General features: G+C 37.9%; 27 protein-coding genes, 6 tRNA genes and 2 rRNA genes. 3 read left to right on the forward strand and 32 right to left on the reverse strand.

Annotation, left to right across the window (positions count from 1 at the left end):
• Positions 1–99 precede the first annotated feature (99 nt).
• Both ACQKN3_RS18750 and ACQKN3_RS18755 read left to right on the forward strand, forming a co-directional pair.
• A complete protein-coding gene (locus ACQKN3_RS18750) occupies positions 100–1,068 on the forward strand; it encodes a DMT family transporter (RefSeq protein WP_427713963.1) in 969 nt (322 codons plus the stop codon).
• 155 nt (positions 1,069–1,223) lie between these two features.
• Positions 1,224–2,168 (forward strand): S-layer homology domain-containing protein, encoded by a 945-nt coding sequence (locus ACQKN3_RS18755; protein WP_427713965.1) that lies wholly within the window; start codon positions 1,224–1,226, stop codon positions 2,166–2,168.
• Between the two features lie 64 nt (positions 2,169–2,232).
• Here ACQKN3_RS18755 and psiE read toward each other — a convergent pair whose 3' ends face one another.
• Both psiE and ACQKN3_RS18765 read right to left on the reverse strand, forming a co-directional pair.
• Positions 2,233–2,661 carry a phosphate-starvation-inducible protein PsiE gene (psiE, locus tag ACQKN3_RS18760; RefSeq protein WP_251691121.1) on the reverse strand — a complete coding sequence of 143 codons (429 nt, stop codon included), beginning with the start codon at positions 2,659–2,661 and terminating at the stop codon, positions 2,233–2,235.
• A 112-nt stretch (positions 2,662–2,773) separates the two neighbouring features.
• Positions 2,774–3,661: a LysR family transcriptional regulator gene (locus tag ACQKN3_RS18765; RefSeq protein ID WP_427713967.1), complete on the reverse strand. Its 888-nt coding sequence runs from the start codon at positions 3,659–3,661 to the stop codon at positions 2,774–2,776.
• 98 nt (positions 3,662–3,759) lie between these two features.
• Between ACQKN3_RS18765 and ACQKN3_RS18770 the strand changes: the two genes are divergently transcribed.
• A complete protein-coding gene (locus ACQKN3_RS18770; protein WP_251691117.1) occupies positions 3,760–4,527 on the forward strand; it encodes a sulfite exporter TauE/SafE family protein in 768 nt (255 codons plus the stop codon).
• Positions 4,528–4,572: 45 nt separating this feature from the next.
• On the opposite strand, the gene ACQKN3_RS18775 is transcribed toward ACQKN3_RS18770, so the two are convergent.
• The 30 genes from ACQKN3_RS18775 to ACQKN3_RS18920 all read right to left on the reverse strand — a co-directional run.
• The gene (locus ACQKN3_RS18775; protein ID WP_427713970.1) at positions 4,573–4,752 is read right to left on the reverse strand and encodes a hypothetical protein; all 180 of its coding nucleotides are present in this window, start codon (positions 4,750–4,752) and stop codon (positions 4,573–4,575) included.
• Between the two features lie 14 nt (positions 4,753–4,766).
• Positions 4,767–5,984, reverse strand: a complete 1,218-nt coding sequence (locus ACQKN3_RS18780; protein WP_427713973.1) for a glutathionylspermidine synthase family protein — start codon at positions 5,982–5,984, stop codon at positions 4,767–4,769.
• A 7-nt stretch (positions 5,985–5,991) separates the two neighbouring features.
• Entirely contained in the window at positions 5,992–6,447 is a 456-nt protein-coding gene (locus ACQKN3_RS18785) for an RNA helicase (protein WP_427713975.1), read from the reverse strand.
• Positions 6,448–6,464: 17 nt separating this feature from the next.
• Complete coding sequence (locus tag ACQKN3_RS18790) at positions 6,465–6,863, reverse strand: DUF350 domain-containing protein (protein ID WP_251691109.1); 399 nt, start codon at positions 6,861–6,863, stop codon at positions 6,465–6,467.
• Between the two features lie 15 nt (positions 6,864–6,878).
• Complete coding sequence (locus ACQKN3_RS18795) at positions 6,879–7,211, reverse strand: aminotransferase yhxA (RefSeq protein WP_427713978.1); 333 nt, start codon at positions 7,209–7,211, stop codon at positions 6,879–6,881.
• 131 nt (positions 7,212–7,342) lie between these two features.
• Complete coding sequence (locus ACQKN3_RS18800; RefSeq protein ID WP_427713981.1) at positions 7,343–7,540, reverse strand: hypothetical protein; 198 nt, start codon at positions 7,538–7,540, stop codon at positions 7,343–7,345.
• 40 nt (positions 7,541–7,580) lie between these two features.
• On the reverse strand, positions 7,581–8,294 hold the full coding sequence (locus ACQKN3_RS18805; protein ID WP_427713984.1) for a class I SAM-dependent methyltransferase: 714 nt from the start codon (positions 8,292–8,294) through the stop codon (positions 7,581–7,583).
• Positions 8,291–8,500, reverse strand: a complete 210-nt coding sequence (locus ACQKN3_RS18810; RefSeq protein ID WP_251691103.1) for an ATPase — start codon at positions 8,498–8,500, stop codon at positions 8,291–8,293. Before ACQKN3_RS18810 ends, ACQKN3_RS18805 begins: the two co-directional genes overlap by 4 nt.
• A gap of 39 nt (positions 8,501–8,539) precedes the next feature.
• Positions 8,540–9,445, reverse strand: a complete 906-nt coding sequence (locus ACQKN3_RS18815) for an aminoglycoside phosphotransferase family protein (protein ID WP_427713988.1) — start codon at positions 9,443–9,445, stop codon at positions 8,540–8,542.
• A gap of 92 nt (positions 9,446–9,537) precedes the next feature.
• Complete coding sequence (locus tag ACQKN3_RS18820) at positions 9,538–10,245, reverse strand: ZIP family metal transporter (protein WP_427713991.1); 708 nt, start codon at positions 10,243–10,245, stop codon at positions 9,538–9,540.
• A gap of 117 nt (positions 10,246–10,362) precedes the next feature.
• Positions 10,363–11,040, reverse strand: coding sequence for an ABC transporter ATP-binding protein (locus ACQKN3_RS18825; protein ID WP_251691096.1), 678 nt, complete (start codon positions 11,038–11,040; stop codon positions 10,363–10,365).
• A complete protein-coding gene (locus ACQKN3_RS18830; protein WP_251691094.1) occupies positions 11,041–12,153 on the reverse strand; it encodes an ABC transporter permease in 1,113 nt (370 codons plus the stop codon).
• Positions 12,154–12,460: 307 nt separating this feature from the next.
• Positions 12,461–14,260 (reverse strand): glutamine--fructose-6-phosphate transaminase (isomerizing), encoded by a 1,800-nt coding sequence (gene glmS / locus ACQKN3_RS18835; RefSeq protein ID WP_251691092.1) that lies wholly within the window; start codon positions 14,258–14,260, stop codon positions 12,461–12,463.
• Between the two features lie 706 nt (positions 14,261–14,966).
• A complete protein-coding gene (locus ACQKN3_RS18840) occupies positions 14,967–15,491 on the reverse strand; it encodes a type 1 glutamine amidotransferase domain-containing protein (RefSeq protein ID WP_251691090.1) in 525 nt (174 codons plus the stop codon).
• Positions 15,492–15,937: 446 nt separating this feature from the next.
• Entirely contained in the window at positions 15,938–17,290 is a 1,353-nt protein-coding gene (gene glmM / locus ACQKN3_RS18845) for a phosphoglucosamine mutase (protein ID WP_251691088.1), read from the reverse strand.
• 83 nt (positions 17,291–17,373) lie between these two features.
• Positions 17,374–18,390: a CdaR family protein gene (locus ACQKN3_RS18850; protein WP_251691086.1), complete on the reverse strand. Its 1,017-nt coding sequence runs from the start codon at positions 18,388–18,390 to the stop codon at positions 17,374–17,376.
• A complete protein-coding gene (gene cdaA / locus ACQKN3_RS18855; protein WP_251691084.1) occupies positions 18,383–19,219 on the reverse strand; it encodes a diadenylate cyclase CdaA in 837 nt (278 codons plus the stop codon). Before cdaA ends, ACQKN3_RS18850 begins: the two co-directional genes overlap by 8 nt.
• Positions 19,220–19,426: 207 nt before the next feature.
• Entirely contained in the window at positions 19,427–20,041 is a 615-nt protein-coding gene (locus ACQKN3_RS18860; RefSeq protein ID WP_427713998.1) for a zf-HC2 domain-containing protein, read from the reverse strand.
• A gap of 13 nt (positions 20,042–20,054) precedes the next feature.
• Complete coding sequence (gene sigW / locus ACQKN3_RS18865) at positions 20,055–20,618, reverse strand: RNA polymerase sigma factor SigW (protein ID WP_251691080.1); 564 nt, start codon at positions 20,616–20,618, stop codon at positions 20,055–20,057.
• A gap of 150 nt (positions 20,619–20,768) precedes the next feature.
• Positions 20,769–21,671: an arginase gene (rocF, locus tag ACQKN3_RS18870; RefSeq protein ID WP_427714012.1), complete on the reverse strand. Its 903-nt coding sequence runs from the start codon at positions 21,669–21,671 to the stop codon at positions 20,769–20,771.
• Between the two features lie 193 nt (positions 21,672–21,864).
• Positions 21,865–21,937: transfer RNA gene (locus tag ACQKN3_RS18875), tRNA-Lys, on the reverse strand.
• A gap of 17 nt (positions 21,938–21,954) precedes the next feature.
• Positions 21,955–22,029: transfer RNA gene (locus ACQKN3_RS18880), tRNA-Gln, on the reverse strand.
• Positions 22,030–22,042: 13 nt separating this feature from the next.
• Positions 22,043–22,126: transfer RNA gene (locus ACQKN3_RS18885), tRNA-Tyr, on the reverse strand.
• A gap of 30 nt (positions 22,127–22,156) precedes the next feature.
• A tRNA-Val gene (locus tag ACQKN3_RS18890) sits at positions 22,157–22,232 on the reverse strand.
• 45 nt (positions 22,233–22,277) lie between these two features.
• Positions 22,278–22,352: transfer RNA gene (locus ACQKN3_RS18895), tRNA-Glu, on the reverse strand.
• Between the two features lie 130 nt (positions 22,353–22,482).
• A tRNA-Asn gene (locus tag ACQKN3_RS18900) sits at positions 22,483–22,558 on the reverse strand.
• 163 nt (positions 22,559–22,721) lie between these two features.
• Entirely contained in the window at positions 22,722–24,008 is a 1,287-nt protein-coding gene (locus ACQKN3_RS18905; RefSeq protein ID WP_427714002.1) for an alpha/beta fold hydrolase, read from the reverse strand.
• Between the two features lie 97 nt (positions 24,009–24,105).
• Positions 24,106–24,738, reverse strand: a complete 633-nt coding sequence (locus ACQKN3_RS18910; RefSeq protein ID WP_427714004.1) for a FusB/FusC family EF-G-binding protein — start codon at positions 24,736–24,738, stop codon at positions 24,106–24,108.
• Positions 24,739–25,010: 272 nt separating this feature from the next.
• Positions 25,011–25,126: ribosomal RNA gene (gene rrf / locus ACQKN3_RS18915) — 5S ribosomal RNA — on the reverse strand.
• A gap of 186 nt (positions 25,127–25,312) precedes the next feature.
• Positions 25,313–25,397 (reverse strand): 23S ribosomal RNA (locus ACQKN3_RS18920); the annotation flags it as partial.

Consider the following 25,397-nt stretch of genomic DNA (forward strand, 5'->3'; position numbering starts at 1 on the left):
AATAATGATACTATTAATAAATTTAATTCATTTTACGAGATGTTTGTATGATTGTAAGATAGTAATCGTGACTATTTAGTGAAAAGAGGTTAATAAAGATTGAAAAACAGCGTTTTAATAGGTTCTATTCTTTGTTTTATAGCTGCAGTATCATGGGGGGCCATGTTTCCGGTAGCACATGATGCATTTAAACATATAGACCCTTTTTACTTTACAATTTTCAGATATGGCGCTGTGACGATCATTTTGATTGCACTGCTACTATGGAAAGAAGGAAAGAGAGCTTTCCGTATGGAAGGAAAAGGCCTGCAGCTTTGGTTTTTCGGTACGATGGCCTTTACTGTTTATAATTTGCTTATTTTCTGGGGCGAGGATTTACTCGGACAGTCCGGTGTTATGACAGCCTCTATAATGGAATCACTGATGCCGATGATTTCGATTGTCATCTCATGGATGATTTTTAAACACCGTCCATCGCTGTTTACATTACTATGTGTATTATTATCATTTATCGGTGCGGTATTAGTTATTACAAAAGGCGATCTTCAGGCATTTTTAGGCACGACAGGTCAGTTTATCCCTTCCCTTTTTATCTTTATCGCTGTCGTCGGATGGGTGATTTATACAATGGGTGCCAATGAGTTCAGTCATTGGTCTGCTTTGCGCTATTCTACATTGAGCTGTTTACTTGGAACGGTAACCGCGCTATTCGTTACTTTAGGTGCGACAATGTTCGGCACTTTATCTGTGCCAGATGTAAACGATGTAGTTGCAGTAGGTCCACACTTACTGTTTATGATTATTTTCCCGGGTGTCATTGCATTATTGGGCTGGAACATTGGCGTCAACTACTTGTCTCCTTTGAATGCATTACTGTTCATCAATTTCGTTCCTGTCACAACACTATTCATTTCCATTGTTCAAGGGAATGCGGTAACGGTGTTTGATATTGTCGGAACAGTGTTGATTATCATTGCGCTTTTATCTAACAATATGTATGTACGAATGCGTGACAAGAAAAGAACCAATCATTCGATGCATTCTACATGGAGTGAAGGGGTTTCTTAACTACAATTTTAGGGCTTAATATAAATAAGCGTATCTATCAAATAAGATAGATGCGCTTATTTAAATTTCGGACTTTTATAGTTCATTGTAATAGTTTCCTTATAATGTTATCTTTTGGTTAAAGTACTATAATTTTATTTAAAGGAGTTGGAAAAGTGAGAAAAACGATTGCCTCTATTAGTATTGCACTGGGCTTGATGTTTCCGGTAGGGATAAACGTCAATGCAACGACCGTTCATTACAAAGACGTCAAAGAATCGGACAACTTTTATCCCTCTGTTCAGTATTTGTTAAATCATAAAGCAATTAGCCGGACATTGCCTCAATTTAGACCATATGAAAATATTACACGGGGACAAGTGGCAAGTATACTTGCAAAAGTATTGGATGACCGCTTAAAAGAAATTGAGCATACGGAATGGTACAGTGGTGCGAACTTTATCGATGTGCCAAAAACAGATCAATTTTATCCTTACATTAATAAGCTGGACTGGAACGGGATTATGCGCGGATATTATGTGAATAATTCTTCTTCCTCTCCGAGAGCTTTCGGTATTAACCAGCCCTTAACGCGGGGACAATTTGCCGGAGTCATTATAAAAGCATATGAAATTCCATTAATTAAATTGCAAGATTACAAAGACAGTGGCGCTTCCCCATCTGATATATTTAACGGAAATGACTTTACGTATCCTTGGGGACAGGAAATCGCAACACTTCAAACAATCGGAATTTTAAGTGGTTACGACGACGGAAATTTCAAACCAAGTACACCGATTAAACGTTCTCAGTTTGCAAATATGCTTGTGAAAGCTGCAAATGGCGAACTGTATTTCTTTAACCAAAACAGCCTGCTCAATGACTTTGAACGTCTAGGTATTTCTAAAGACATTGCAATGGAAAAAATCAAAACACTAACAAATAATGCAACTGTTAAATATTTAGCCTCCTATAGAGATATACGATATTTAAATGCTGTGACTATGGCTACGATGATCTATAAAGAAGGAGATATTTTGTTCGAAGATATTAACGTGAAAATGGCTGTTTCAAAAGATGCGAACGGAAAGTGGCAATTGGCTGTTGAGAAGATTAATTAACAGGAGTTAAATTATATCGGCTAGATGGCTAATCATATTGATTAGCCTTTTTTTAAGTTAATGCTTAGGCTTTTCTATTCGGCCTCTCTCTCGGTGTAATATTGATAATGTAGTAACTAATAATCAAGATCAGAATCACTCCTGCAAAAATGAGTGTATCTATTGCGGAGTCATGTTCGACAATAATGAGTCGGAGCATTGCCGTTATTCCGATATACATAAAATAACGAAGCGGGAAATGATAATCCTCTTTAAAATACTTCACAATCATCGTGATAAACTCGAAGTACAGGAAGAATACTAAAATTTTTGCCAGAAAGTATTTGTATTCATGCTTTTCCCCGTTAAATATGAACTTTAAAAGCTCAACCATTTCGATGATAAGCATAACACAAAGAGCCAACGCCATTACTGTTAAACCAATATTCAAAATCACTTGCAGCACTTTCGGAATGATTTCTTTATAAGGCTTAGGGTTGGATAAAAACTTCATTTATTCACACCTCCAGACGTTATATTTTCAGATTATTCCATCATTATAGGTGTGTCAATTTTGTAAGCGATTACTATTTCAAAAAATTTTCCTGCATAGATTTTTATATAATTTAAACTTCTAAATCGCTTAAGTTCGCTTTCAAATATTGAATAAAAGGATGTTCCATCTTATCCACTTTTCTTGTACAACTGAATAGGCTTTGGCTGATTTCCACCTGATCTACAAAAATGCGTGCAATGCTGCCTTGCGATAACTTTTCTTTTACACTGCAGGCTGGGGCAATAGCCATTCCATACCCCGATTCGACAACTTTAATCGATTCCAGTACACCTTCTATTTGTAAGCCGAACCTCGGTAACGGGCAATTATGTGTATAAAAAATAGCCTCCATCAAGTCCAGTGTTGAACTGCCTCGCTCCCTATATATAAAATCTTGTTCACTTAGTTCAAAAATCGATACTACTTTATTTGCCAAAGGATGCGTTGGATGGACAACAAACCAAAACGGGATATCCATTATTTTTTCAAAGTTTATATCTTCATGACCGATATTGCTTTGCACAACGAAACCAAAATCGACTTTATAATCGAGGACAAGACGCTCAACAGATTGAACATTTCCTAATGATACATACATATCAATATTTGGGTTTTCCGATTTATAGCCTGCAATGATTGGCGGTAAAATATAATTCGTCGAAATATAGGACGAAGCAATTTTTATATTCTCTTTCTTTTCCAAAAAGTTTTTAAACTTTTCATCAATCTGTTCTTCCAGATGAAATAACCTTAACCCTTGCTCATAAAGAAATTCGCCTTCATATGTCAGCTGAATCCCTCTACCTTTTCCTTCTATAAGTTTAACACCGATTTCTCTTTCAAGTTTACGTATTTGCACAGTAACAGCAGGCTGACTGATATGAAGGAATTTCGCTGCTTCTGTTATACTGCCCTGCTTAGCAACATTTGTGAAAATTCTTAGCGCATGTAAATTCATTTTCTCACCCACTCATAACTTATATTTATGAATATACAAAATATATATATTTGTTTTATGAGTAGTATAGCAGTATTTTGTGAATAGGAGGGATTTGTATGGAGAACTTATTAATAGAATGGTTATCAGTAGATGGGCTCATCTTATTCGCAATCGGCATACTTGCTTCCATTGTAGGGGTCATGTTTGGAGCTGCAGGATTCGTATTGCTTCCTTCCTTATTGTTAGTTGGCATACCGATTCATGCGACAGTCGCAATAAATAAATTTGCAACTGGCATATCTTCATTTTCTACTGTCATTGTTTTGACGAAGAAAAAAAGAGTATCATTGAAAAAAATGGTTCCTTTTATGCTCGTTGCTGCAATGGGCGGTATAAGCGGGGCGTTTTTAGCAACAAGATTAGCAGAACATACGATGAATATTGTTGCTTGTACTGTGTTAATCGTGATGTTCTTTTTTGTTATAAAAAAGAAGAAGAAGGAAGTTGGAGACGAACAGCCGGACATCGAAAAGAAAACTAATTTAATCGTGCCGTTTTTTATTAGTATTTATGATGGCGGGCTAGGAACAGGATCTGCACTGCTGAACATTACATATTTTCTGAAGAAACACGTCGGCTATGTAATGGCGGCAGAAATGACTCGCTTTTTAATGTTTGCAAGCTGTACAACTGCTTTTCTATTTTACTTATTTTATGGCATTGTTAATTGGGGAGTCGCCGTTCCAGTAGCTGTCGGATCGATTGTCGGCTCACATATTGGTCTGAAAATTATTCCTTATTTAAAAGGGAAATGGGTAGAGATTCTGCTGCCAATTATATTTTTCCTTTTAATTGTCCAAGTTATATCGGATTTACTATTTTAATATTGAGGCTGGGACAAGCTTTTGTTAAATCTGTCCCAGCCATATTTATTTACTGGCCTTTTTCTTATGTACTATGCCATTGATAAATAACATAACCAATAAAAGTAAAGACAGATTGAATGTCACTTTGGAAATTTCCGTATGTAGTACAACGACTGATAAATTATTTAATAAAATAACCGCACATAATATAAACGATAAATTAGCAATAGATCGATTGCTCAAGTTTTATGACACCTCTACTCTCTATTCAATCCGATCGGCAAATAATGCGATAAATTATTTGTAATCATCCCGCCAACACGCAACCCTATTGCGGCTGGATTTCCGCTTATTAAAAAACTGCCAACCAATAATTCTCCTGTTTGTACTCCCTTTTCGCTTCGGAATATTGTTTTCGGCTGCTCGATAAATTTCTGGTACACTTTTGTATAGTGATTATACGTTTTTTGGACATCTTCTTTTATAAGCTTTCCGTCTTCAGCATAAATTTCCACCGTATCCCCTTCGCGTCCATATACCGGTTTCTTTACATAGCGTAGACCTTTTTCGATGAATGGGGTGTCTTCCAAATACGTCGGCAAAAAGTATTCAGCAATCCATTCATGCTCTTCGGATGTGAAAAATACATTTCGTTCTTCATGCAATCCCCAGATAATGGCCTGTACTGCTTTGTTTTGCAGTAAAAATGCAGAAGGTGGGTTGAGGATCGTCAGCAAATTCAGCTCTATCAGTTCTATTAACCACAATCCTATTCTATTCTGCGCTCCATCTTCGTCCTGAATCAAATTTTCAATCGGAAATGTCGGACGGTACAGTAAGTCGATCCGCTTTCCGTCTTCATCAAACAATCCCACACCTTTTTGTATTCGCAACTGATGTAAAGGCGTAAATTTTGCTCCGGGCACAAATTGCATAATGTAAAGCGTAGTAAGATAATCCTCTATATTGTCATCATGTGCGGTAAATACAATATGTGCATCAGGGGAAAATATACTTTGGGCAACACTTTTTCGCACATTGCTTTTTAACAGCCCTTCCATTTCGGTATTCGGATTTTCTCTACCGAATTCTTTGCAAATTTGGTCATTTACAACAAATAATTCCTTAATAAAGGTAGGTGTATCAGCATTCATTTCAATACATTTATAGCCGCCGTTATGTGCAATAAAATCAAAACGGGCAATTACACTTTCTGCTTCCATTGTTTTCATGCGTAGAAAAGAAAGCGTTTCTTCCGGATACCCCATTTCAAGAAGTGCTTCATCCGGAATATTACGTAATAAATGGGCTGTCTTAAAATAGATTTTCCCGGCACATTCTGTAGCTATACGGATCTTTTCGACCTCTTCATCTGTTATTTCATAAAGATCATAGAGGGCGTACTCCTCGTCATATAAATCTGCCCAAAATTGGTCAACATTCGCATAAAACTGGCTGCGCTCGCTGTTCGTCATGAATTGCTCAGCTCACTTTCATCTCTGTTACGTAAATTACATAAACACCACGATCTTCATCAATCTCTGTAGATGTAACGAGCATTTGCCCAATGGACGGTATATCCACTACATCTTTCAATAAGTAGCGGATCACTTCAAAATGAGTATCACAAGGAATACGCGACAACAGATGATAATTTTCACGTTCATTCGGTTTTCTAAATTCTATATGTATGCCCCGTTCACGAAAGCTTTTCTCATCCTCGCCGGATAAATTGCGGCCCGTCTCCTTTAAAACCAGGACTTCCATATCTTCATCCATTTCATTCGATACGAGCTCATACTGTGTACCGCGCATAATAAAGTAGGTGCACAGCTGTCTTGCATAAAACTCATCGAGTCCTACATTTGTTTCCGTATATTCATAAAACGGCTCATAATGGCCATTTCCCTTATCTACATAGTAAATTAAACGCTTCACTGTTTCCGCTCCTTAAATTAATAAGATATGCATTTCGCTACAATCCACCCAACCGCAATTGATAACGACAATAACATTGTTCCGACTGCACGATTATCTTCTTCGATCGCCTTTTGAATACTGAATCGGATTGTCATAACTTCAGCAAGGAAAAATACAATTACTTGTGCTACAATTCCAATCGCTCCCCATATTGCCATATCCATTAAAGAAATCGAGTACTCGGCAGCTGCACCTAATACAATTGACAGTCCGACTACTTTACCACCTAGTAGCATTGCGGCCGATACATTCCTTTGTGCAATTAACTGAAATTCTTTAATCTTGGGTGTGCTGAGCGCAAACAGCACCATTCCGATTATTAACAAACCTAAAGACACACCAAGATATGATAAAAAGTTTAAATACCCGTTCATGTTATTTTGTCTCCCCTATCCTCCGAAACTTTTTGTGCCACTGCCAAAACCCGAACTTGTTTTTGCGGCTTTAAAGCTATCGCTGTTTTTATAATTTATGTAGCTGCTGTCACTGTTTAGTGCAGATCTATTATTGAAATATCTACCCCCATAATAGTAGGCGCCGTAATATCCTGAACGGCTCTCGTCACATCGCCATACGCCTTCTTCTTCCGACCAATCCCAATCCCTGCAGCTTTGGTCAGTAGGCTTTGGCGGTAAACTGCTATTTGAAGTACCGCAGCCTGCCAAGCTTAAAGTAAGTGCAGTTGCTGAAACGCCGGCCATCAATTTCTTCGTCTTCTCCATCTGTCTTAGCCTCCATTCCCTTTCCTATTTATTCGTACGTAACAGCAGTAAAAAAAGATTCTATAAATTTATTTTGGTACTTTTGTAGAATAAAAAAATCCTGTACAAGAAAACAGGATTTATAATATATGTTAATTATTTAGAAACAGAAGAACATAGCTCCCTGCACAAACAAACATCGCGATTTGTGTAATTATATAGGCCACGCGTTCAGATGTTGTTAGCTTTTTTTCCTTCTTCATTTTTTTAAAATGCCAATAAAAATATATACCACATATAAGGAGGATCGCTCCTGAAATTTGAAAGGCATTTTCCAATAAGTTGACCAAAAAACCCCCTCCTAATCCAGTATCAACTTTTGTATTCAACTCATTTCACACAATGAAATATAAACGACTTTGCCTGATTAGTAGCCGGCTGTAATTTGAAATCTTCATAAGCTTTCACTGTAGAAAAGCCTGCTCTTTTAAGTGAGGCTGAAATTTCTTCAAAGCTACGGAATATTAGCTGAACCTTTGCTTCGTGTGTAATATCCGTATTAACATTTTTAATTTTTTCATAAAAGGTAAAAACATTCCGATCTAACCCTTCATATTCATCCCAATACAGCAAAGGGTCCCCTGTATGAACATCTAGAAGTTCGTCTACCGTCTCATCTTTTTGCCATTCTTCCCATGCTTTTGCTTGAGGGTTCCGTGCATCAAATATAAAGTGCCCGCCAGTCTTCAAAGCTGTGAATACATCTTGTAGTACACTATTCCAGCTCTCTTCCGAAATAAAGACCTGCGCAACATTCGCTGTCATGATTACGGCATCATATCCGTTAGTTGTTAAGTCCTGACTATCGCCGATCATCCATGAAACCGATTGTGTATTATCTTTGCCTTGAGCTCGAAGAATGGCTTCTTCATTTGGATCGATTCCAGTTACCTCATAACCGGCCTTTGCCAATTCTATCGTTAACCGTCCCGTACCACAGCCCAGGTCGGCAATCTTTTTAGCTTTTGTTACCTGTAGAAGCTCCATGAAAAAGTTGTCTTCTTTCCCCCATGTATGAAGCTGATCGTAGTAATAAGCAATCATTCAAATTCTCCTGCTTTCCTTTTAATCATCCGTTCAGTTATTATTCCTACTGCTGCCCCAACAAATATTGGCAGTAACGCAATTTCAGTATGTGAGAGTGAAATTTTAAATATAAGAAAATTTAAGTCAGCTAAATAACCGATAAAATATAATACGGCCATTGTTGTAAACGAGGCAACTAACGGAATCCAAAATACTTTTCCCATTATTTCATCTCCGTTCTATTTTCGTCCATTAGCTTTTAATCAACCCAAATTTAATTCTCCTTTATACCAAGTCGGTACAGGATCGTTCATACCGTCAAACCATTCCAAAACGTTTTTTGCCTGATTTTTCATTATGTTTAAATCATGATCACTGTAATTTGCAGCCCAAGGAATAGATGACAGCATATTACTGCTAATATAAAAAGCAAGTAGAGAGAAAAATTCCATCGGTGGTGTTCCGTTAAAATATCCGTTAAGCTGCCCTGTAGCAAAGTACGGGCTGCTATCCGCACTCCACACTATCCGGTTAAACTCTTCCCACGGGTCTCCATAGTCACTGCGGTTAAAGTCAATTACATACAGCTCTTTCTGAGGGGATATAATCATATTTCCGACATGGAAATCACCGTGATGAAAACATTGCTCCCTCCCTTCCAGGAGGTGTCTGTTATCTTCAATATACCGAATAACTTTATCGTCACCAGCTATTTTTATATTACAGTCCTGGTACATTTTAATTTTACTGTCCGCTTTACGGTTAAATCGTGTTCCCCAATTTTCCTGCTCTGCTGGTGCAGGAATGCTGTGAATTCCCTTCAGTATTTGCCCTGATTTTACTCCTATTGAATACTGTTCGGCTTCTGTCAGGTTAGGCAGTATCTGCTCCGCATCTTCACCGTCACACCATACGAAAATCGTGTAGACACTTTTGCCTTTGTCACAAACTCCAATATCGACAGGCCGTGAAACAGGCAAGCCCTTTTCAGCTAAGCTACTTATAATTTCATATTCACTTTTCTTTTTGTCATACTCTGCGATATCGCATATGCGAAGCAACAGTCTCTCATTTGTAACTGTTTCAATATAGTACTTTTTATCGTCCGACCATCCTTTATGGATCGTTTCAATTTTCTTGAATGTATCGTAGTTTTTTATATCGACCATAGATTTCCTCCATTTGTTAGTAATTGCTTTTAGTAGTTTAACATATATATGTACATAATTTTCCAAATTAGTTAAAATCGATGTTCTAAAATTTAAAGGAAATGCAGATAATATCCGATTACTCCAAACCCAATAAATATGCCGCATAAAATTTTGAATGCTGAAGATTTATGAAGTGCCGGATATAAGATTTCTGAGACAGTAACTATAAAAATCATCCCCATAGCAAAACTCATGAAGATAGTATTAAGTAAAGGATGAACAAGAAAGCTACCGATATAAACCCCCATAGCTACTGGAATCGATACGATAAGCGAAATTATTAAAACAGTAAATATGTTGAATCCAGCCAAAATTAAAGGGATAAACAAAATTATTCCCTCGGGAATACTATGAAACAAAAGTGTTTGCAGTAATGCCTTAGTAAGCTCGGGTTGTTCATTGGCCCCTAATGTTATTCCAATCGGTAAATTGTGAATTGCAAAACTAAGCATTAACAATATGCCAGTTCGAATATATAATTTCTTTTTAGCGTGACTTTCTTTGTCTTGTTTAAAGTGCAATCTACTATGTAGCACTTTGAATAGCATTATCCCTAGAACAAATCCAATCATTGTACTTAACCAGCCGCCTGATTCCACAGCTTCCGGGAGTATTTCAAAACTGATCAAACCTAGAATTACCCCTGTACAAAGCGCATAAATAATATGTGCCTTTTGGTTAATTCCTTTAAAAAGCCAAGCGACCATGCCACCAATGAATATGCCTGCAGAAGTCCATAAAAAACCTAGTAGCCACATCGTTATCACCTTTCACTGAGTATAGTTAGTCGTATGGCAAATGCGGATAATTTATGAAAATAAAAAAACCGTATTTAAAGTATGAGTTTACTTTAAATACGGTTAAATATAATTTGATTATCCTTCCAGAGTTAACAGTCCATCTTCCATACGATACACTTTATCGCAAAACTCCAGCATACGTTCGTCATGGGTTACCATGACAGCAGCTTTGTTGCGTTCTTTAACTTCTTTTCGGATTTGCTTTACGACTTCAAATGCACGCTTAGAATCTAAGCTTGCTGTTGGTTCATCTGCTAATATGATGTTTGAATTATTCACAAACGCACGGGCAATCGCAACACGCTGACGTTCCCCACCAGATAGCTCATTCGGAAATTTATTGAACTTATCGCCCAACCCTAACTCCGTTAATAACGTTTTCGCAAATTTTGTATCTTCTGCTTTTACTTTGCCTTTCATTTTACGCACTAGCAGCAACTGATCTAACACCGTCAAATACGGAATTAAGTTTGATGTTTGTAAAATGAACCCGACATCTGTTAAACGAAAAGCCGATAAATCTTTTTCTTTCATCTTGCCGATATCTGTACCGTTAACAAGCACTTCGCCTGTCGATGGCTGAAGTAATGCCCCCGCAATCGATAAAAGTGTACTTTTCCCTGAACCTGATGGACCGATAATAGCGATGAACTCACCCGGGTTTACTGTAAGGGATACATTTTTAAGTGCATCCACTGTAGAGTCCCCTTCTTTGAATGATTTTGTTACGTTTTTTAGTACTAAACCTGTCATTTATTCCACTCTCCCAATCGCTGTTAAAGGATCAATTTTTGTCACTTGGCGAGCTGAAATAACAGAACCTAAAACAGATACAATTAATAACACAATCGCATATAATATAACCATTTTAAAGTCTAAGTTAAACGGCATTCCCTCTGGAAAAACAAGAGCTGTTAAGTACGTTAATACAATGCCGGCAATAATGCTGATTAGTGATAACACAAATACTTGTGAAATAATTGATTTTTTAATAAAGCTGTTTGAGGCTCCAATTGCTTTCATGACACCAAACTGCTGTGTTTTTTGTAAAATGAATACATAGAAGAATACCGCAATAATAACGGCTGAAATGATGAATAAGAAGGCAAGCATCATATAGATTGTACCGCTTTCTTCTTTATAACCCGGCATCCCCATTACAGCTTCTGATTTTGTAAATGTTTCAATTTCATCAAAGTTGTTTTCGATCTTTTCAGCGTCAATGTCTGCACCTTGTAACGCAATCATTGCTACTGGACTCTCTAGACCATTATCTGATCCTGGTGCTGCAAATGCATAGCTTTGCCAAACGTCTAAGTTTACAAATACACTTGGTAAATGGTTAAACGTTTCCCCTTTTGTAATGCCGACTACAGTTAATTCAATGCTTGAGCTTGTTACTTCAATTGTATCGCCAATCTCGTAGCCTTTTTCTTGTAATGACTCATCAATGATTACACCCATTTTGTCATCAGCAGTCATTTGTTTACCTGCTACAACTTTTGGCTCGATAAATTTACCTGGTTCGATTCCAAGGAATGCTACGTCTACTTTTTCTTTCGCATCAGGTGATTTCACGATAACAGTTGATTGTCCAAACTTCGCTGCCTCTTTGACACCATACTGTCCTTCAACGTCATCGGCAATTGTACCTGCTACCTTCGTTTTCATCATAGTTGCTTCAGAGCCTTCTTCATAAATAAAAAGATCTCCGTCAATATTTTTCATCGTCGCTGCAGCTAATGACGATAAACCATTACCTAATCCCGATAAAATAAAAACAAGCCATGCGATGAGCATAATAATTGCGCCAATCATCATGAAACGTTTTTTTGCGTGTTTCATTTCTTTAATTGCTAAAAACATTCTAAATCCTCCTTAGTAATATATATCAACCGATCTTTTCAACTCTTCTAATTACTAGAAAATTGATCACCTCTAAATAAATTATCTTCCTTTTAAAAACTATAATCCGATAGTAAATTATAGTTATTAAAAATTGGATAAATATAATTTTCTTCCATTTCATTTTTTAGTATAGTCCTCAAATGTAAACTTTATATAAACTATTTAATTTTTTTATATAGAAATTTCGCTGAAGGTAATTAGCTATATTAATATACAAAAAAACCGTTCACTTAATAGATAAGCGAACGGTTTTTTATATTCTATCCTATTCAACCGTAACTGATTTTGCCAGGTTACGAGGTTTATCAACGTCACAACGACGGTGAAGGGCAGCATAGTAGCTGATTAATTGTAATGGTACAACAGATACAAGTGGTGTTAATAATTCATGTACTGAAGGAATGACTAAACGGTCGCCCTCTTCTTCCATGCCTTCCATTGCAATAATACATGCGTTGGCACCGCGCGCCACTACTTCTTTCACGTTACCGCGAATGTTAAGCGCCACACCTTTTTGTGTTGCTAAAGCGAAGACTGGTGTACCTTCTTCGATTAATGCAATTGTACCGTGTTTTAACTCACCACCTGCAAAACCTTCTGCCTGAATGTATGAGATTTCTTTAAGTTTTAATGCACCTTCCAATGATACACAGAAATCCATATTACGACCGATGAAGAATGCATTGCGCGCGATTTTTAAATAATCTTCGGCAATCTGCTCCATTTCATCTTTAGAATCGATAATAGTCTGGATGCCGTTTGCAACGATCGCCAGCTCCTGTTTTAAGTCAAAGTCCAGTTCCATTCCTAATTCTTTTGCAACTGCATAGGCAGCTACTGCTAAAACAGCTACTTGCGCAACATACGCTTTTGTAGATGCTACAGCAATTTCCGGTCCGGCATGTAATAGTAATGTATAATCCGCTTCACGTGAAAGTGTTGATCCTTGCACGTTTGTTACAGTTAACGCTTTGTAGCCAAGCTCTTTGATTTTTACTAATACTTGACGGCTATCCGCAGTTTCACCTGATTGTGAAATGAAGATAAATAATGGTTTTTTCGATAGTAACGGCATATTATAGCCAAACTCGCTTGAGATGTGTACTTCTACTGGAATACCAGCAATTTTCTCGAAATACTGTTTCCCGATTAAGCCTGCATGGTAACTAGTACCTGCCGCAATAATATAAAGACGGTCAGCTTCCGCAATTGCTTTTAGAATCTCTGCATCAACCGTAACATCTTCACCCTGTTCATATGCTTGAATAATTTTGCGGATAACAGTTGGCTGTTCATCCATTTCTTTTAACATATAGTGAGGGTATGTTCCCTTTTCGATATCAGAAGCATCTAATTGTGCTGTATATGGTGCACGCTCAATAATGCGTCCATTTAATGTTGTAATTTCAACTTTATCTTTACGAACGATTACAACTTCTTTATCATGTAATTCGATAAACTGGTCAGTTACTTGCAGCATCGCCATTGCGTCTGAAGCAATAACGTTGAAGTCTTCACCCACACCTACTAATAACGGTGATTTGTTTTTCGCAACGTAAATCGTTTCCACATCTTCATTATCTAAAAGCGCTAATGCATAAGATCCGTGCACTAACGATAATGTTTTACGGAATGCTTCTAATGTAGATAAGCCCTCTTTCGCAAATAAATCGATTAACTGTACGATAACTTCTGTATCAGTATCCGAGTTCATCTGAATTCCTTTAAGATAAGCTTTTTGTAATAAGTGATAGTTTTCGATAACCCCGTTGTGTACAAGCGTATAACGGCCTGAAGCACTTGTATGAGGGTGGGCATTTAAGCGGTTTGGTACACCGTGAGTTGCCCAACGTGTATGACCAATTCCTACAGCTGCTTCCACATCGCCATCAACTGCTTTACGTAAATCTGCAATACGTCCTTTTTCTTTGAATACTGTTACGCCTTCTTCATTGTGTACAGCAATCCCTGCAGAATCATAGCCACGGTACTCTAGTTTCTCTAAACCTTTTAATAAAATCTCTTTAGCGTCCAATACGCCGTTATATCCTACAATTCCACACATAATCCGTTTCCTCCAATGTAATTGCTACATCAAAGTACATTTTGGCAACACAAAAGTAGACTACGAAATCTACCTTTTTTCTCCTAGTGCACTTTATGGGAAGTTAATCTGAAGGTGATGTTTGCTCTCGTTTAGCAAAGCTAGCACGCATCGGTAACATTCCTGCTCTTTTTTTAAAAAGGTGATGTAGCTAAATATTATTTTAAATTGTATGCCGTTTCGCTTTTCTGTCCAGAAAATCACTTCTCTGTTTTAAAACGAAATTTACAACCGGGCATGTGCGATCGGGAGGCATCCGCCGAAATTTCGATAAACCTCCACCTCGTCAACTAAGGATTATGTCCGCTCGATTTCCTTAGTTCTGGCGCTATAATTGTTTTCCGATTTTGTATGCGCGATTTTCTCTCCTTTTGCGCAGCTCAACGATTTCCATTTGCTGAGCATTTACATCATACACATAAACAATTTCACCGTCAATCCTACGCTATCATTGTAAGCGCTTCACAGAAAAAAATTTTTCTTAAAAATAGTGCGGCTGTTGCCTTACATATGTGAATTTCTCCCCATAAGAAAAACATCCCGTTTTGATTTGGGAAATGAAGTTTGTAACAGCAGTAACGTTGTCATTCCCACTGATTACAAGACTCATTCCACATGACATCAAAACGGGATATGCACTATTTTCTATCGTATGCAAAGAGCTCGATTAAAGCCCCTTCTCTTCCAATAAATTTACAATTTCTCGGTTAAATGCAGGTAAATCATCCGGTGTACGGCTTGTTACAAGCTGTTTTTGACAAACAAATACTTCTTCATCATGGAATTTTACCCCTGCATATTCCATATCGACTTTAATCGATTTATAACCTGTCGCATCTCGTCCCTCTAATGACTTCGCTGTAATTAGCAGCTGTGGTCCATGGCAAATTGCAAAGACTGGTTTCTTTTCATCCATAAAATACTTTGCAAATGCTACAACGCGTTCATCATCACGCAGTAAATCCGGTGAAAAACCACCTGGAATAAATAACGCATCAAAGTCCTGCGGGTTTGCTTCTGCTACCCCTTTATCAATCTGAACTGTTGCTTCGCCATTTTTACCTGTAACCGATTTATTACCTTCTTTATCGATTGTTACAATTGTATGCCCTGCAGCCTCTAGTGCCTGTTTCGGACTTGTGAACTCCACATCTTCAAACTTGTCAGTAATTAATGTTGCAATTTTAGCCAATGTAAAACACTCCTTCGTCTTATTAGGATACTTTATTTTGTTTCCCCGAATTCTTGAAAATGAAACATATTTACATGAGTTATGTTCTTTTATTAGAACAAATGTAAGTAGTTTTAGATCGGTTTCCGCAAATAGTAGAACAGGTTCAGTATTCATTAGAATGGTAAAATTTATAACTGGGTTTAAGCGGTAAAAAGGTTGTTTTGTCGTTTTGAGCTAATCTAATGCTTCTTTTATTAGAACAATAGGTGATATTAGAAGAATTGCATTCGATATTCGAAAGTTTCATATGGATATTTAAATACTTGGATAACATTTGGAACATTGGGTAGTTTTATTAGAAGAACGCCTTTTTATTAGAACTTTCTAAGCCCGATATTAGAAAAACCATCACAAAAAAACACCGATAGCAATGTCTCCATCACTACCGGTGCTGTTTATTTGATTTATTCAGCTAAACCCATTTCTGTACGTACTACATCTGCAATGCGTGCTACATAGTTTTCGCAAGCCTCTTCAGAAGCTGCTTCTACCATAACGCGCACTAAAGGCTCTGTACCTGAAGGGCGTACTAATACACGACCATTGCCTGCCATTTCCGCTTCTACTTCAGCGATGACAGCGGCAACCTTTTCATTTTGTGTTACAGCATGTTTATCTGTTACACGCACGTTCACTAACTTTTGCGGGTAAATCGTCATTTCGCCTGCAAGTTCAGAAAGTTTTTTGCCTGTTGCTTTCATAATATTCACTAACTGAATACCTGTTAGCAAACCGTCGCCTGTTGTATTGTAATCTAAAAATACGATGTGACCTGATTGTTCGCCACCTAAGTTATAATCATTTGCACGCATTTCTTCCACAACATAGCGGTCTCCAACTGCTGTTTGAACACTTGTCATTTCGTTGTCTTCAAGCGCTTTGTAGAAGCCCATGTTACTCATAACTGTAGAAACAATCGTACCTTTATTTAAGCGGCCTTTTCCGTGTAAATATTTTCCGATGATGAACATAATCTGGTCACCGTCAACAATCGTACCGTTCTCATCTACAGCGATTAAACGATCTCCATCTCCATCAAATGCTAAACCAACATCTGCGCCGCGCTCCTCGACAAATGCAGCTAATTTTTCAGGATGTGTTGAACCGACACCTTCATTGATGTTCAGTCCATCCGGTGAAGCACCCATTGTTGAAATATCTGCCTCTAAATCTGCGAATAAATGTGTTGCTAAAGAAGAAGTCGCACCATGCGCACAATCTAATGCCACATGTAATCCTTCAAAATCTTCTTCAACTGTTTGTTTTAAGTATGAAATATATTTTTGTCCACCTTCAAAGTAGTCTGTTACTGAACCAACAGCAGCACCTACTGGGCGTGGTAATGTATCTTCTTCTGCATCAAGAATACGTTCAATCTCTTCTTCTTGTGCATCCGTTAATTTAAAGCCGTCTGGACCGAAAAATTTAATGCCGTTATCTGCAACAGGATTATGAGATGCTGAAATCATAACACCTGCTTCAGCATTCATAACACGTGTAAGATACGCAACACCTGGTGTACTAATTACACCTAAACGCATAACTTCTGCCCCAATTGAAAGAAGACCTGCAACAAGTGCACCTTCCAACATTTCCCCAGAAATACGTGTATCACGTCCAATTAATACTTTCGGGCGATCTTTAGCATCCTTCGTCAGCACATAGCCGCCAATACGGCCTAGTTTAAATGCCAACTCTGGTGTTAGTTCACTATTTGCGACACCGCGAACGCCATCTGTTCCGAAATATTTACCCATTTACTTTTTCTCTCCTTCAACGCTTGAAATACCATACGTTTTTAAATTTACCACCTAAAGTGGATTGCTTGTTTTATTGATAGTTAGTTTCCATCTGTATCTTCACCATTAGAATCTGCATCTGTTTTTGTTTCACTATCTTTTTCCTTTTCACGAACCGGCTCTCCACTCACATTTGCGCGTACCGTTAGTTTTTCTTGAGATAACTTGGTAGCCCCTGTTGGAAGCTCAACTTTAAATTCGTATGGACCGGATTTTTTTATTTTTGAAACATCCACGTCTACGACAACTTCTTTTAATGAATCCACTACAGATTTCGAACCATATACCGTTATGTTAGATTTTTCCGGGGATAAACTGTCAATTGTAAGCCCCTCTACTGGTTCCCCAATTTCGTTTATCTTAATCGGGACTTCTTTACTATATTCATTAATTTCTACTTTTACATTGACCTTATCCGGATTAATGCTGACATCGAGCTTATTCAGATCACGGTCGAGTACCTTTACAGCCGCTTCCTGCTCAAATGATTTATTCACATCTTTCTCGCCTGAAACCGTCGCCTTTACATAACTTATGTTATCAATGACGCTTTTCGCTCCTGTTACCGCTACTTTTGACGGTTCTGCCGTCATCTCGTTCAGTACGAAGTTCTCAGCTAAAAGACGGTTATTCATTTCCGGCTCTACGCGAAACTGTTCAGTAACCTTTTCCTCAATTGTTATATTAATTATTCTTGGTTCAATTGATACATCCAGTTTTTCCGAAAAGTTTTCTTGATGTATTGTAACGCTATGTTCACCAATTAACAATGAGTTTAAATCGACAAAAAGTTTGAAATCCTTTTCAAGCTTTGTTTTCATTACAATTTGTTTCGGTCCTGAAATTTTCACATCGACCGTTTCAGGGAGCCCTGTCACAAATAAGTTATCAGAATCATAATACACTTCCAATGGCACATTTGTGATGACATCTGTTTCATTGGATGTGCTCGAGTCCGTTTCACGTTTTTCTTCTGTTTGAATATACAAGAATAGTGCCACTGCTAAAAACAAAGCGGTTAAACGGAGCATCCATGAGCTATCAAATATTTTATCCATTCTTTTTCCCTCCCCAAGTCCACTTAGATGCTAAGTTAGAATCTTGTTCAGGACCAAACCACAGTTTACGCAGTAATTCTTCAAATTCTGCAATAGTGAGATTACGGTGTAAATTACCATTAGCTGTTATACTAATCGCACCTGTTTCTTCGGATACAACAATTGTAATTGCATCTGTTACTTCACTTAACCCAAGTGCTGCCCGGTGACGAGTACCTAGTTCTTTGGAAATAAATGCACTTTCTGATAATGGCAAGTAACATGCCGAAGCGGCTATTTGGTTTTTCTGTATAATTACGGCCCCGTCATGTAACGGTGTATTTGGGATGAAAATATTAATCATTAATTCAGAAGAAATTGCGGCATCCATCTTGATGCCCGTTTCTACATATTCATTTAATCCTGTATCTTTTTCAATTGAAATAAGTGCTCCAATTCGACGTTTCGCCATATAACTTACAGATTTTTTCATCGCCTCGACTAAGCGTGTCTGCTCATCTTCCTGCTGGTTATTCGTTCGTTGGAAAATCTTACCCCGTCCTATCTGCTCAAGGGCTCGGCGGATTTCCGGCTGGAATATTATAATAATGGCTAAGAAACCCCAATCAATTACTTCTTGTAGTAACCAATCAAGGGTATCTAAACCGAAAACGTAGGTAGCAAATTTCGCTAACACCACAATTAATAACCCTTTCAATAATTGAACGGCTTTCGTTCCTTTAATGAGGGTCAATGCTTTATAAACTACGTACCATACGAGCAGTACGTCCAGTACTTTAAAAATCATATCTACAGCAGCAATGTCTGTAAATTGCTCAATTATTTGCATGTGGCATCCCCCACCTTTACTTGCTATTCCATCTTGATTTTAGTATAGCACAATTCTGTCAGTGATTAACTTTCCTAACAGAAAAAAGTCTACCCGAACGAGTAGACTTTTCTTTCTATACTAGAACGGATTTTTTTGGGAAAAGTTCCGATTTATTAAGAAAATATTATTTCTTATTGTAATTACCGTGATGATAGTTCTAAGTTATTATTCATTAAAAACAGCGATCGCTTTATTGAAGCCAACTTTAATTTTGTACCAAAGCCATTCGAACATTTCATCAATTTCCTCTACTTGCCCTGTAACAACTGCCGTAGATGCCATGTAGTTGCCATTGATAACTGTAATATTGCCGTCCACTTCCCCTTCGACAATAATATCTCCATTCTTCACAACGATGTCACCTTTAACAACTTCACCGACCGGCACTGTCACCGTTTGCCCTTCAACGACTAAATTAGGCTGTTTCGTCACAGAGAATTGATTATCATTCGGAAAACTGCCTAACAATGTGGCACTCATACATAATAAGAATACTGCTGCAGCTACAAGTACAGGATGCTGACGGAACCAACGTTTGATGCCAGCAGAACTTTTGCGTTTCGGTAAACGACTTATCACTAGATCCTCAAAGCGCGGAGGGGCAGTAATATGTGCTGCACTCTTGATAAACGCAACCGTGTCACTTAATTCATGCATATGTTGTTGGCAATCAGGGCATGTTTGTATATGCTGCTTCAATATTTGTTCATGCTCACGACTAATATCACCATCTAAATATTCGTGCATATAATCCACGAATTCTGATGCACACGTTTTCATGCGTATCTTCCTCCTACAAATTGTTTAGCTGCTTTCTTAACGCTTCACGGCCACGGTGAATCCGCGTTTTAACTGTTCCTAAAGGCATATCCAATATTTCACTTATTTCCTGTAGGGACAGTTCTTCAATATATTTTAATACAATAACCGATCGATACTTATCGGGAAGGCGGCTGATTTCATATTGTATTCGGTCCTGAAGCTCCATCTGCTCAACGGCCTCTTCCGGCAACTGCTCCTCTGCGGCAATTTGCGAATACATATCCAGCCCTTCTGTTCCTGCTACCTCCGCATCTAAGTAATAATCGGGCTTCTTTTTACGAATTCGGTCAATGCAAAGATTTGTTCCAATTCGGTAAAGCCATGTTGAAAATTTTCGATTTTGATCATACGAATGTAAATTAATATAGGCACGTATGAATGCCTCCTGTGCAATATCTTCAGCCTCCTGTTTATTTCCAAGCATTCGATAGCACACTTGATACAGCTTGTGCTGGTAGAGGTTAACGATGTCGGCATATGCGTTTTGGTCACCTTTAAGCACTTGCTTTATTCTTTTATTAACTAACGCATCCATTTGTCTTTCCTCTCCACCTTTTCAGCTGTTCTATATATACGGATTGCTTTTTAAAAGGTTTCATTTTCTCTAAAAAATTTTTTCCACCCATAAATATGTGCCTTTATTATAACAAACTTCGTAACGACCAATCGAATTTTTTCGTAATAATCATACTAAAGTTTCGCCAAATAAAGAGCCGATTAAGGCAACCGCTACATCTGCTGTTTTATTTCGTTCATCTAATATAGGATTCACCTCTACAAACTCCGCCGATGTCATTAAGCCGGATTCCTGGATCATTTCCATTGCTAAATGACTTTCCCGATAAGTGATTCCACCTGCTACAGGTGTTCCCACCCCAGGAGTATATAAAGGATCTAATGCGTCCAAATCAAGTGATAAATGAAGACCGTCTATTTGCAATTGTTTAAAATATTTTAGAGTTTCTTCCATTACATATGTCATTCCAAGGCGATCGATTTCATGCATAGTGTATATTTTAATGCCTCTGGACTTAATTAGCTCCCGTTCGCCTTCATCGATAGAACGTCCGCCAATTATAACAATATTTTCGGCCTTGGTTTTTGGTTCTGCATGTAAAATTGATGTTAGCCTTTCATGTCCTAGCCCAATACTTGTTGCTAAGGGCATCCCATGAATATTTCCGGATGGCGTTGTTTCCGGTGTATTTAAATCTGCATGGGCATCAAACCAGATAATGCCCTGATTTTTATATTTCATCGAGAGACCTGCCAATGTGCCAATTGCAATACTATGGTCGCCTCCTAATACAAGCGGTATGTAATCCTTTTTTACAACACTCAATACTTTTTCGGCAAGTGCTGTATTCACCTTAATAACTTCTTCCAGATTAAGCAGCTTTTCATCTTTATGTACAGCTGCATCCCCCTCAATAACTTGTATATTCCCTTCATCTTCGACTTCATATCCAAGATCAGCCAAACGCTGCTGCAGCCCTGCATATCTAATGGCACTTGGCCCCATATCTACCCCACGGCGCTGTTGTCCATAATCACATGGTACCCCTACAATTGAAATTTTCTTATTCATCATTTCTGCATCCCCTAACATGTCATATAATTTTTCCTATTCTATTCTTTTCTCTTCTCCGCTCACCCTCCTATAGAAATTTCGAGCAACTAAACGATTTTCCCTTTTTATACGCAAAAAATCCTTTACTTATGAATAAGTAAAGGATTGTTATTTGATATTTAAGTACACTTCTAAGTTTATAAAATAAAAGTGAGCCATGAAGGACTCGAACCTTCGACCCTCTGATTAAAAGTCAGATGCTCTACCAACTGAGCTAATGGCTCATAAAAAATAAAAAAAATGGCTGGGGTACCTGGATTCGAACCAGGGCATGACGGAATCAAAATCCGTTGCCTTACCGCTTGGCTATACCCCAAACATTTTATAGATGGTGGAGGGGGACGGATTCGAACCGCCGAACCCTAAGGAGCGGATTTACAGTCCGCCGCGTTTAGCCACTTCGCTACCCCTCCGACAAATGATGCAACACTGTTAAAGTTGAATGGTGGAGGATGACGGGCTCGAACCGCCGACCCCCTGCTTGTAAGGCAGGTGCTCTCCCAGCTGAGCTAATCCTCCATACATAACAAGTGTTACTGCTTTATTTTTTTATGAAGCCTTAAATGGTGACCCGTACGGGATTCGAACCCGTGTTACCGCCGTGAAAGGGCGGTGTCTTAACCACTTGACCAACGGGCCGTTATATAAGAAGTTCTCTTTAAGACAAGATTTATAATATCATCATTTTTTATATAGTGCAAGCCTTTTCCGAAAACTTTTTTAAAAAAGTTTTATTGTTTATTAAGTAATAGTAAAAAGGCAAAAAAAATGGCTCCGAAGGCAGGACTCGAACCTGCGACCTGCCGGTTAACAGCCGGATGCTCTACCAACTGAGCTACTTCGGAACGCTACTATTATACAGTGATGTACAAGGCATCTTTCGTACATTTATTATTATAGCAACGTTTTAAATTTATACAAGTAGTTTTTTGAAATAATTTGAACATTTTATTTATTATGTTTCTCTTCCATTGAAAAAACCTCATATTAATGAATATTTGTCGTCCATTACTGCTTTATAAACTTAGTAATTTCCTCGATCAGACCATTTGTTAGCGGTAAATCAGGGTTGTAGTAGCTCGCAAGATTTTGGTCTCGATCGCCTTCTACATCTTTTAACACATGATTCATCTTATCAAAATAATGGACTGTGGCATGATTATTTGCTGCATATAAGTTTTCTGCATCTTTTTCTGTTACTTGAATATCTTTTTTTCCTTGAAGGATGATAATTGGAACGTTAACATTGCTTATTTCATGCTGGGGATCGTATTTAAGCCATGAAATCATATATGGTTGAACAGACGGTCTAAATAATGATTGGAGCTGTCCAGATACTGTCTCTACTTTTTTGCCTGCTTTTAATTGCTGCAATGCTTTTTCCGATTCCACTAATAAATTCGGAGGTAAGCTTGCTGACAATTGTTCCATTAAAACTTCATCTGCCGGTCTGCCAATACCTGCAATCGAAATAAGAGATGCCACGTCATTTTGCTGTGCAGCAACTGTCATTATCAAAGCACCTTCACTATGACCTAGTAGATGAATTTCATTAAAGCGGTCATCCTTTTTAGCATAATCTACAATTGCTTTAACATCTTCTACATACAGATCAAATGTTAAATTCTCTTCTTTTTTAATTAATGCCGTATTATCACCGATTCCACGCTTATCGAAACGAATAGAAGCAATCCCTTTCTCCGCTAAGTTCTCTGCAATCATCTTTAAACTATTATTCGAACCAGCTCCTATTGTATTGCCGTCTTTATTTGTAGGGCCTGACCCTGCATGTATTATAACAAGTTCCCCCGTTCCTTTATCCGGCATTTCCAATGCTGCTTTAAGCTCTCCGCCTGCAACAGGAATCAATAGCTTCTCATACGTAACAGGTGTCTCTGTATAAGCCTTTAACGTAATAGTATAGGATTGTCCATTTTGCGTAAACGTTCCCTCTATCGTTTCATTTTTTAGCTTCCCTGCAATTTTAATTAGAGATCCGCCTAAATTAATGGTGATGGCCACATCCGACTCATTATACTTGATTGATTCAAATGCAAAATCACTGATTCCTTGTGCTGGTACAGAAATACTTCCACTCAACTCTTTCAAATTTAAAATAATTTCAAGAGGTGACTGCGGAATTTCAATCATCCCTCGCCATTTTCCTAATAATGCTTCCTCCATATGCACAACCTCCTGCTTCGTTTGTACCTCCGCTGTTGACTTATCTGTACTTTCACTATTACAAGCTGCCAGCAATAACACCATAGCTAAACTATAAGCAATCTTTCGCACGGCTCTATCCTCCCCGATTCGGTTCTTAATTCCCTTTACGGTTAGAACAGGAAAAAGTTTCAAAATAAAAAGCCATCAATAAAGATGACTTTTACTTTCATATTAAATTACGGGCAACAAAATCCTGAAGTTTTTCATAATCACTGACCTTTTGATTACATAGTTGTGAGTCTTCACAAATGTAGTTACTGTAAGATGTATAATTATCACCATTGCCCTTTACTGTAGCTGTAAACAAATGAACAGCACTATGCTGATTACAAATCGCACAGACACCTTTTATAGGGTTATGGGCGTCTACAACCCCACGCAATGCCGTGTATTGACCTTCCTTTTCCAGTACAATGTATTGGCGGTTTGTTCCTTTATCAACCCAGGACAGATAACTGATTGCTTGCCAATCAATCATTTCTAGTTTAGGTAACTTCAACTTTTTATCCTTTTTAAATAGCTTTTGCAAACCTTGCTCGGAAATTGACTTAAACGGAATAGTATATGACTTTAAGCTTTGGAAAAATAGTTCTGCACCGATAGTATCCTCAACCGTTTCCACTTCTTTAATAATATCTTCATTTACATGCGTCAGTTTTCCTCTTAGCTCTGTAATTGCCAGTTCCCGTATAGCCGCTACAATTTTCTTGTCATTCGATGTTAGCTTTGCCTTCAGTATTTTATTTACTTGTTGCTCGATTAATCGTAAGTCCACTACTGTTAAAAATGGTGCTGTCATGTTACTTCCTCCAATGTTTCGCCTTGTAAGAACTTTTACATTCATTAATCGTATTTCTTTCAGCTTTAATGGTCAACTACTAAAGCAATTCTCTTATAAGGCATGCAAAATAATTTAATTCAAATAAAAAACCAAAGAAGGCAGTCATTATTTAAGACTCCATCTTTGGTTTATTGTGTTATGAGTTTACTCTTTATATTGTATATACCATATATATTATCTTCAATAATATAAAAAAGCCACTACTGACTAAATCAGCAGCGACTTTTTGAGCGAAGCGATGTCCTACTCTCACAGGGGGAAGCCCCCAACTACCATCGGCGCTAAAGAGCTTAACTTCCGTGTTCGGTATGGGAACGGGTGTGACCTCTTTGCCATCATCACTTCACTATTGTCGGCTTCCAATACACGGCGCTATCCTTCGTCAACTTCCTTCGTTCTTTCAGTCACGTACTTGAGTACGCTCCTTCAATCACTCATTCGTTTCCTCGACTAGCTTGTGTCTTGAAACCCTTGAAAAAATTTTCATTCTTTCAAAACTGGATAAACGTTTCATTGAATTGCGCAATAAAATGTGGTTAAGTCCTCGACCGATTAGTATTCGTCAGCTGCATGCGTCACCGCACTTCCACCTCGAACCTATCTACCTGATCGTCTTT

The sequence above is a fragment of the Solibacillus sp. NPDC093137 genome (genome assembly GCF_050280445.1).
GTDB lineage: Bacteria > Bacillota > Bacilli > Bacillales_A > Planococcaceae > Solibacillus > Solibacillus isronensis_B.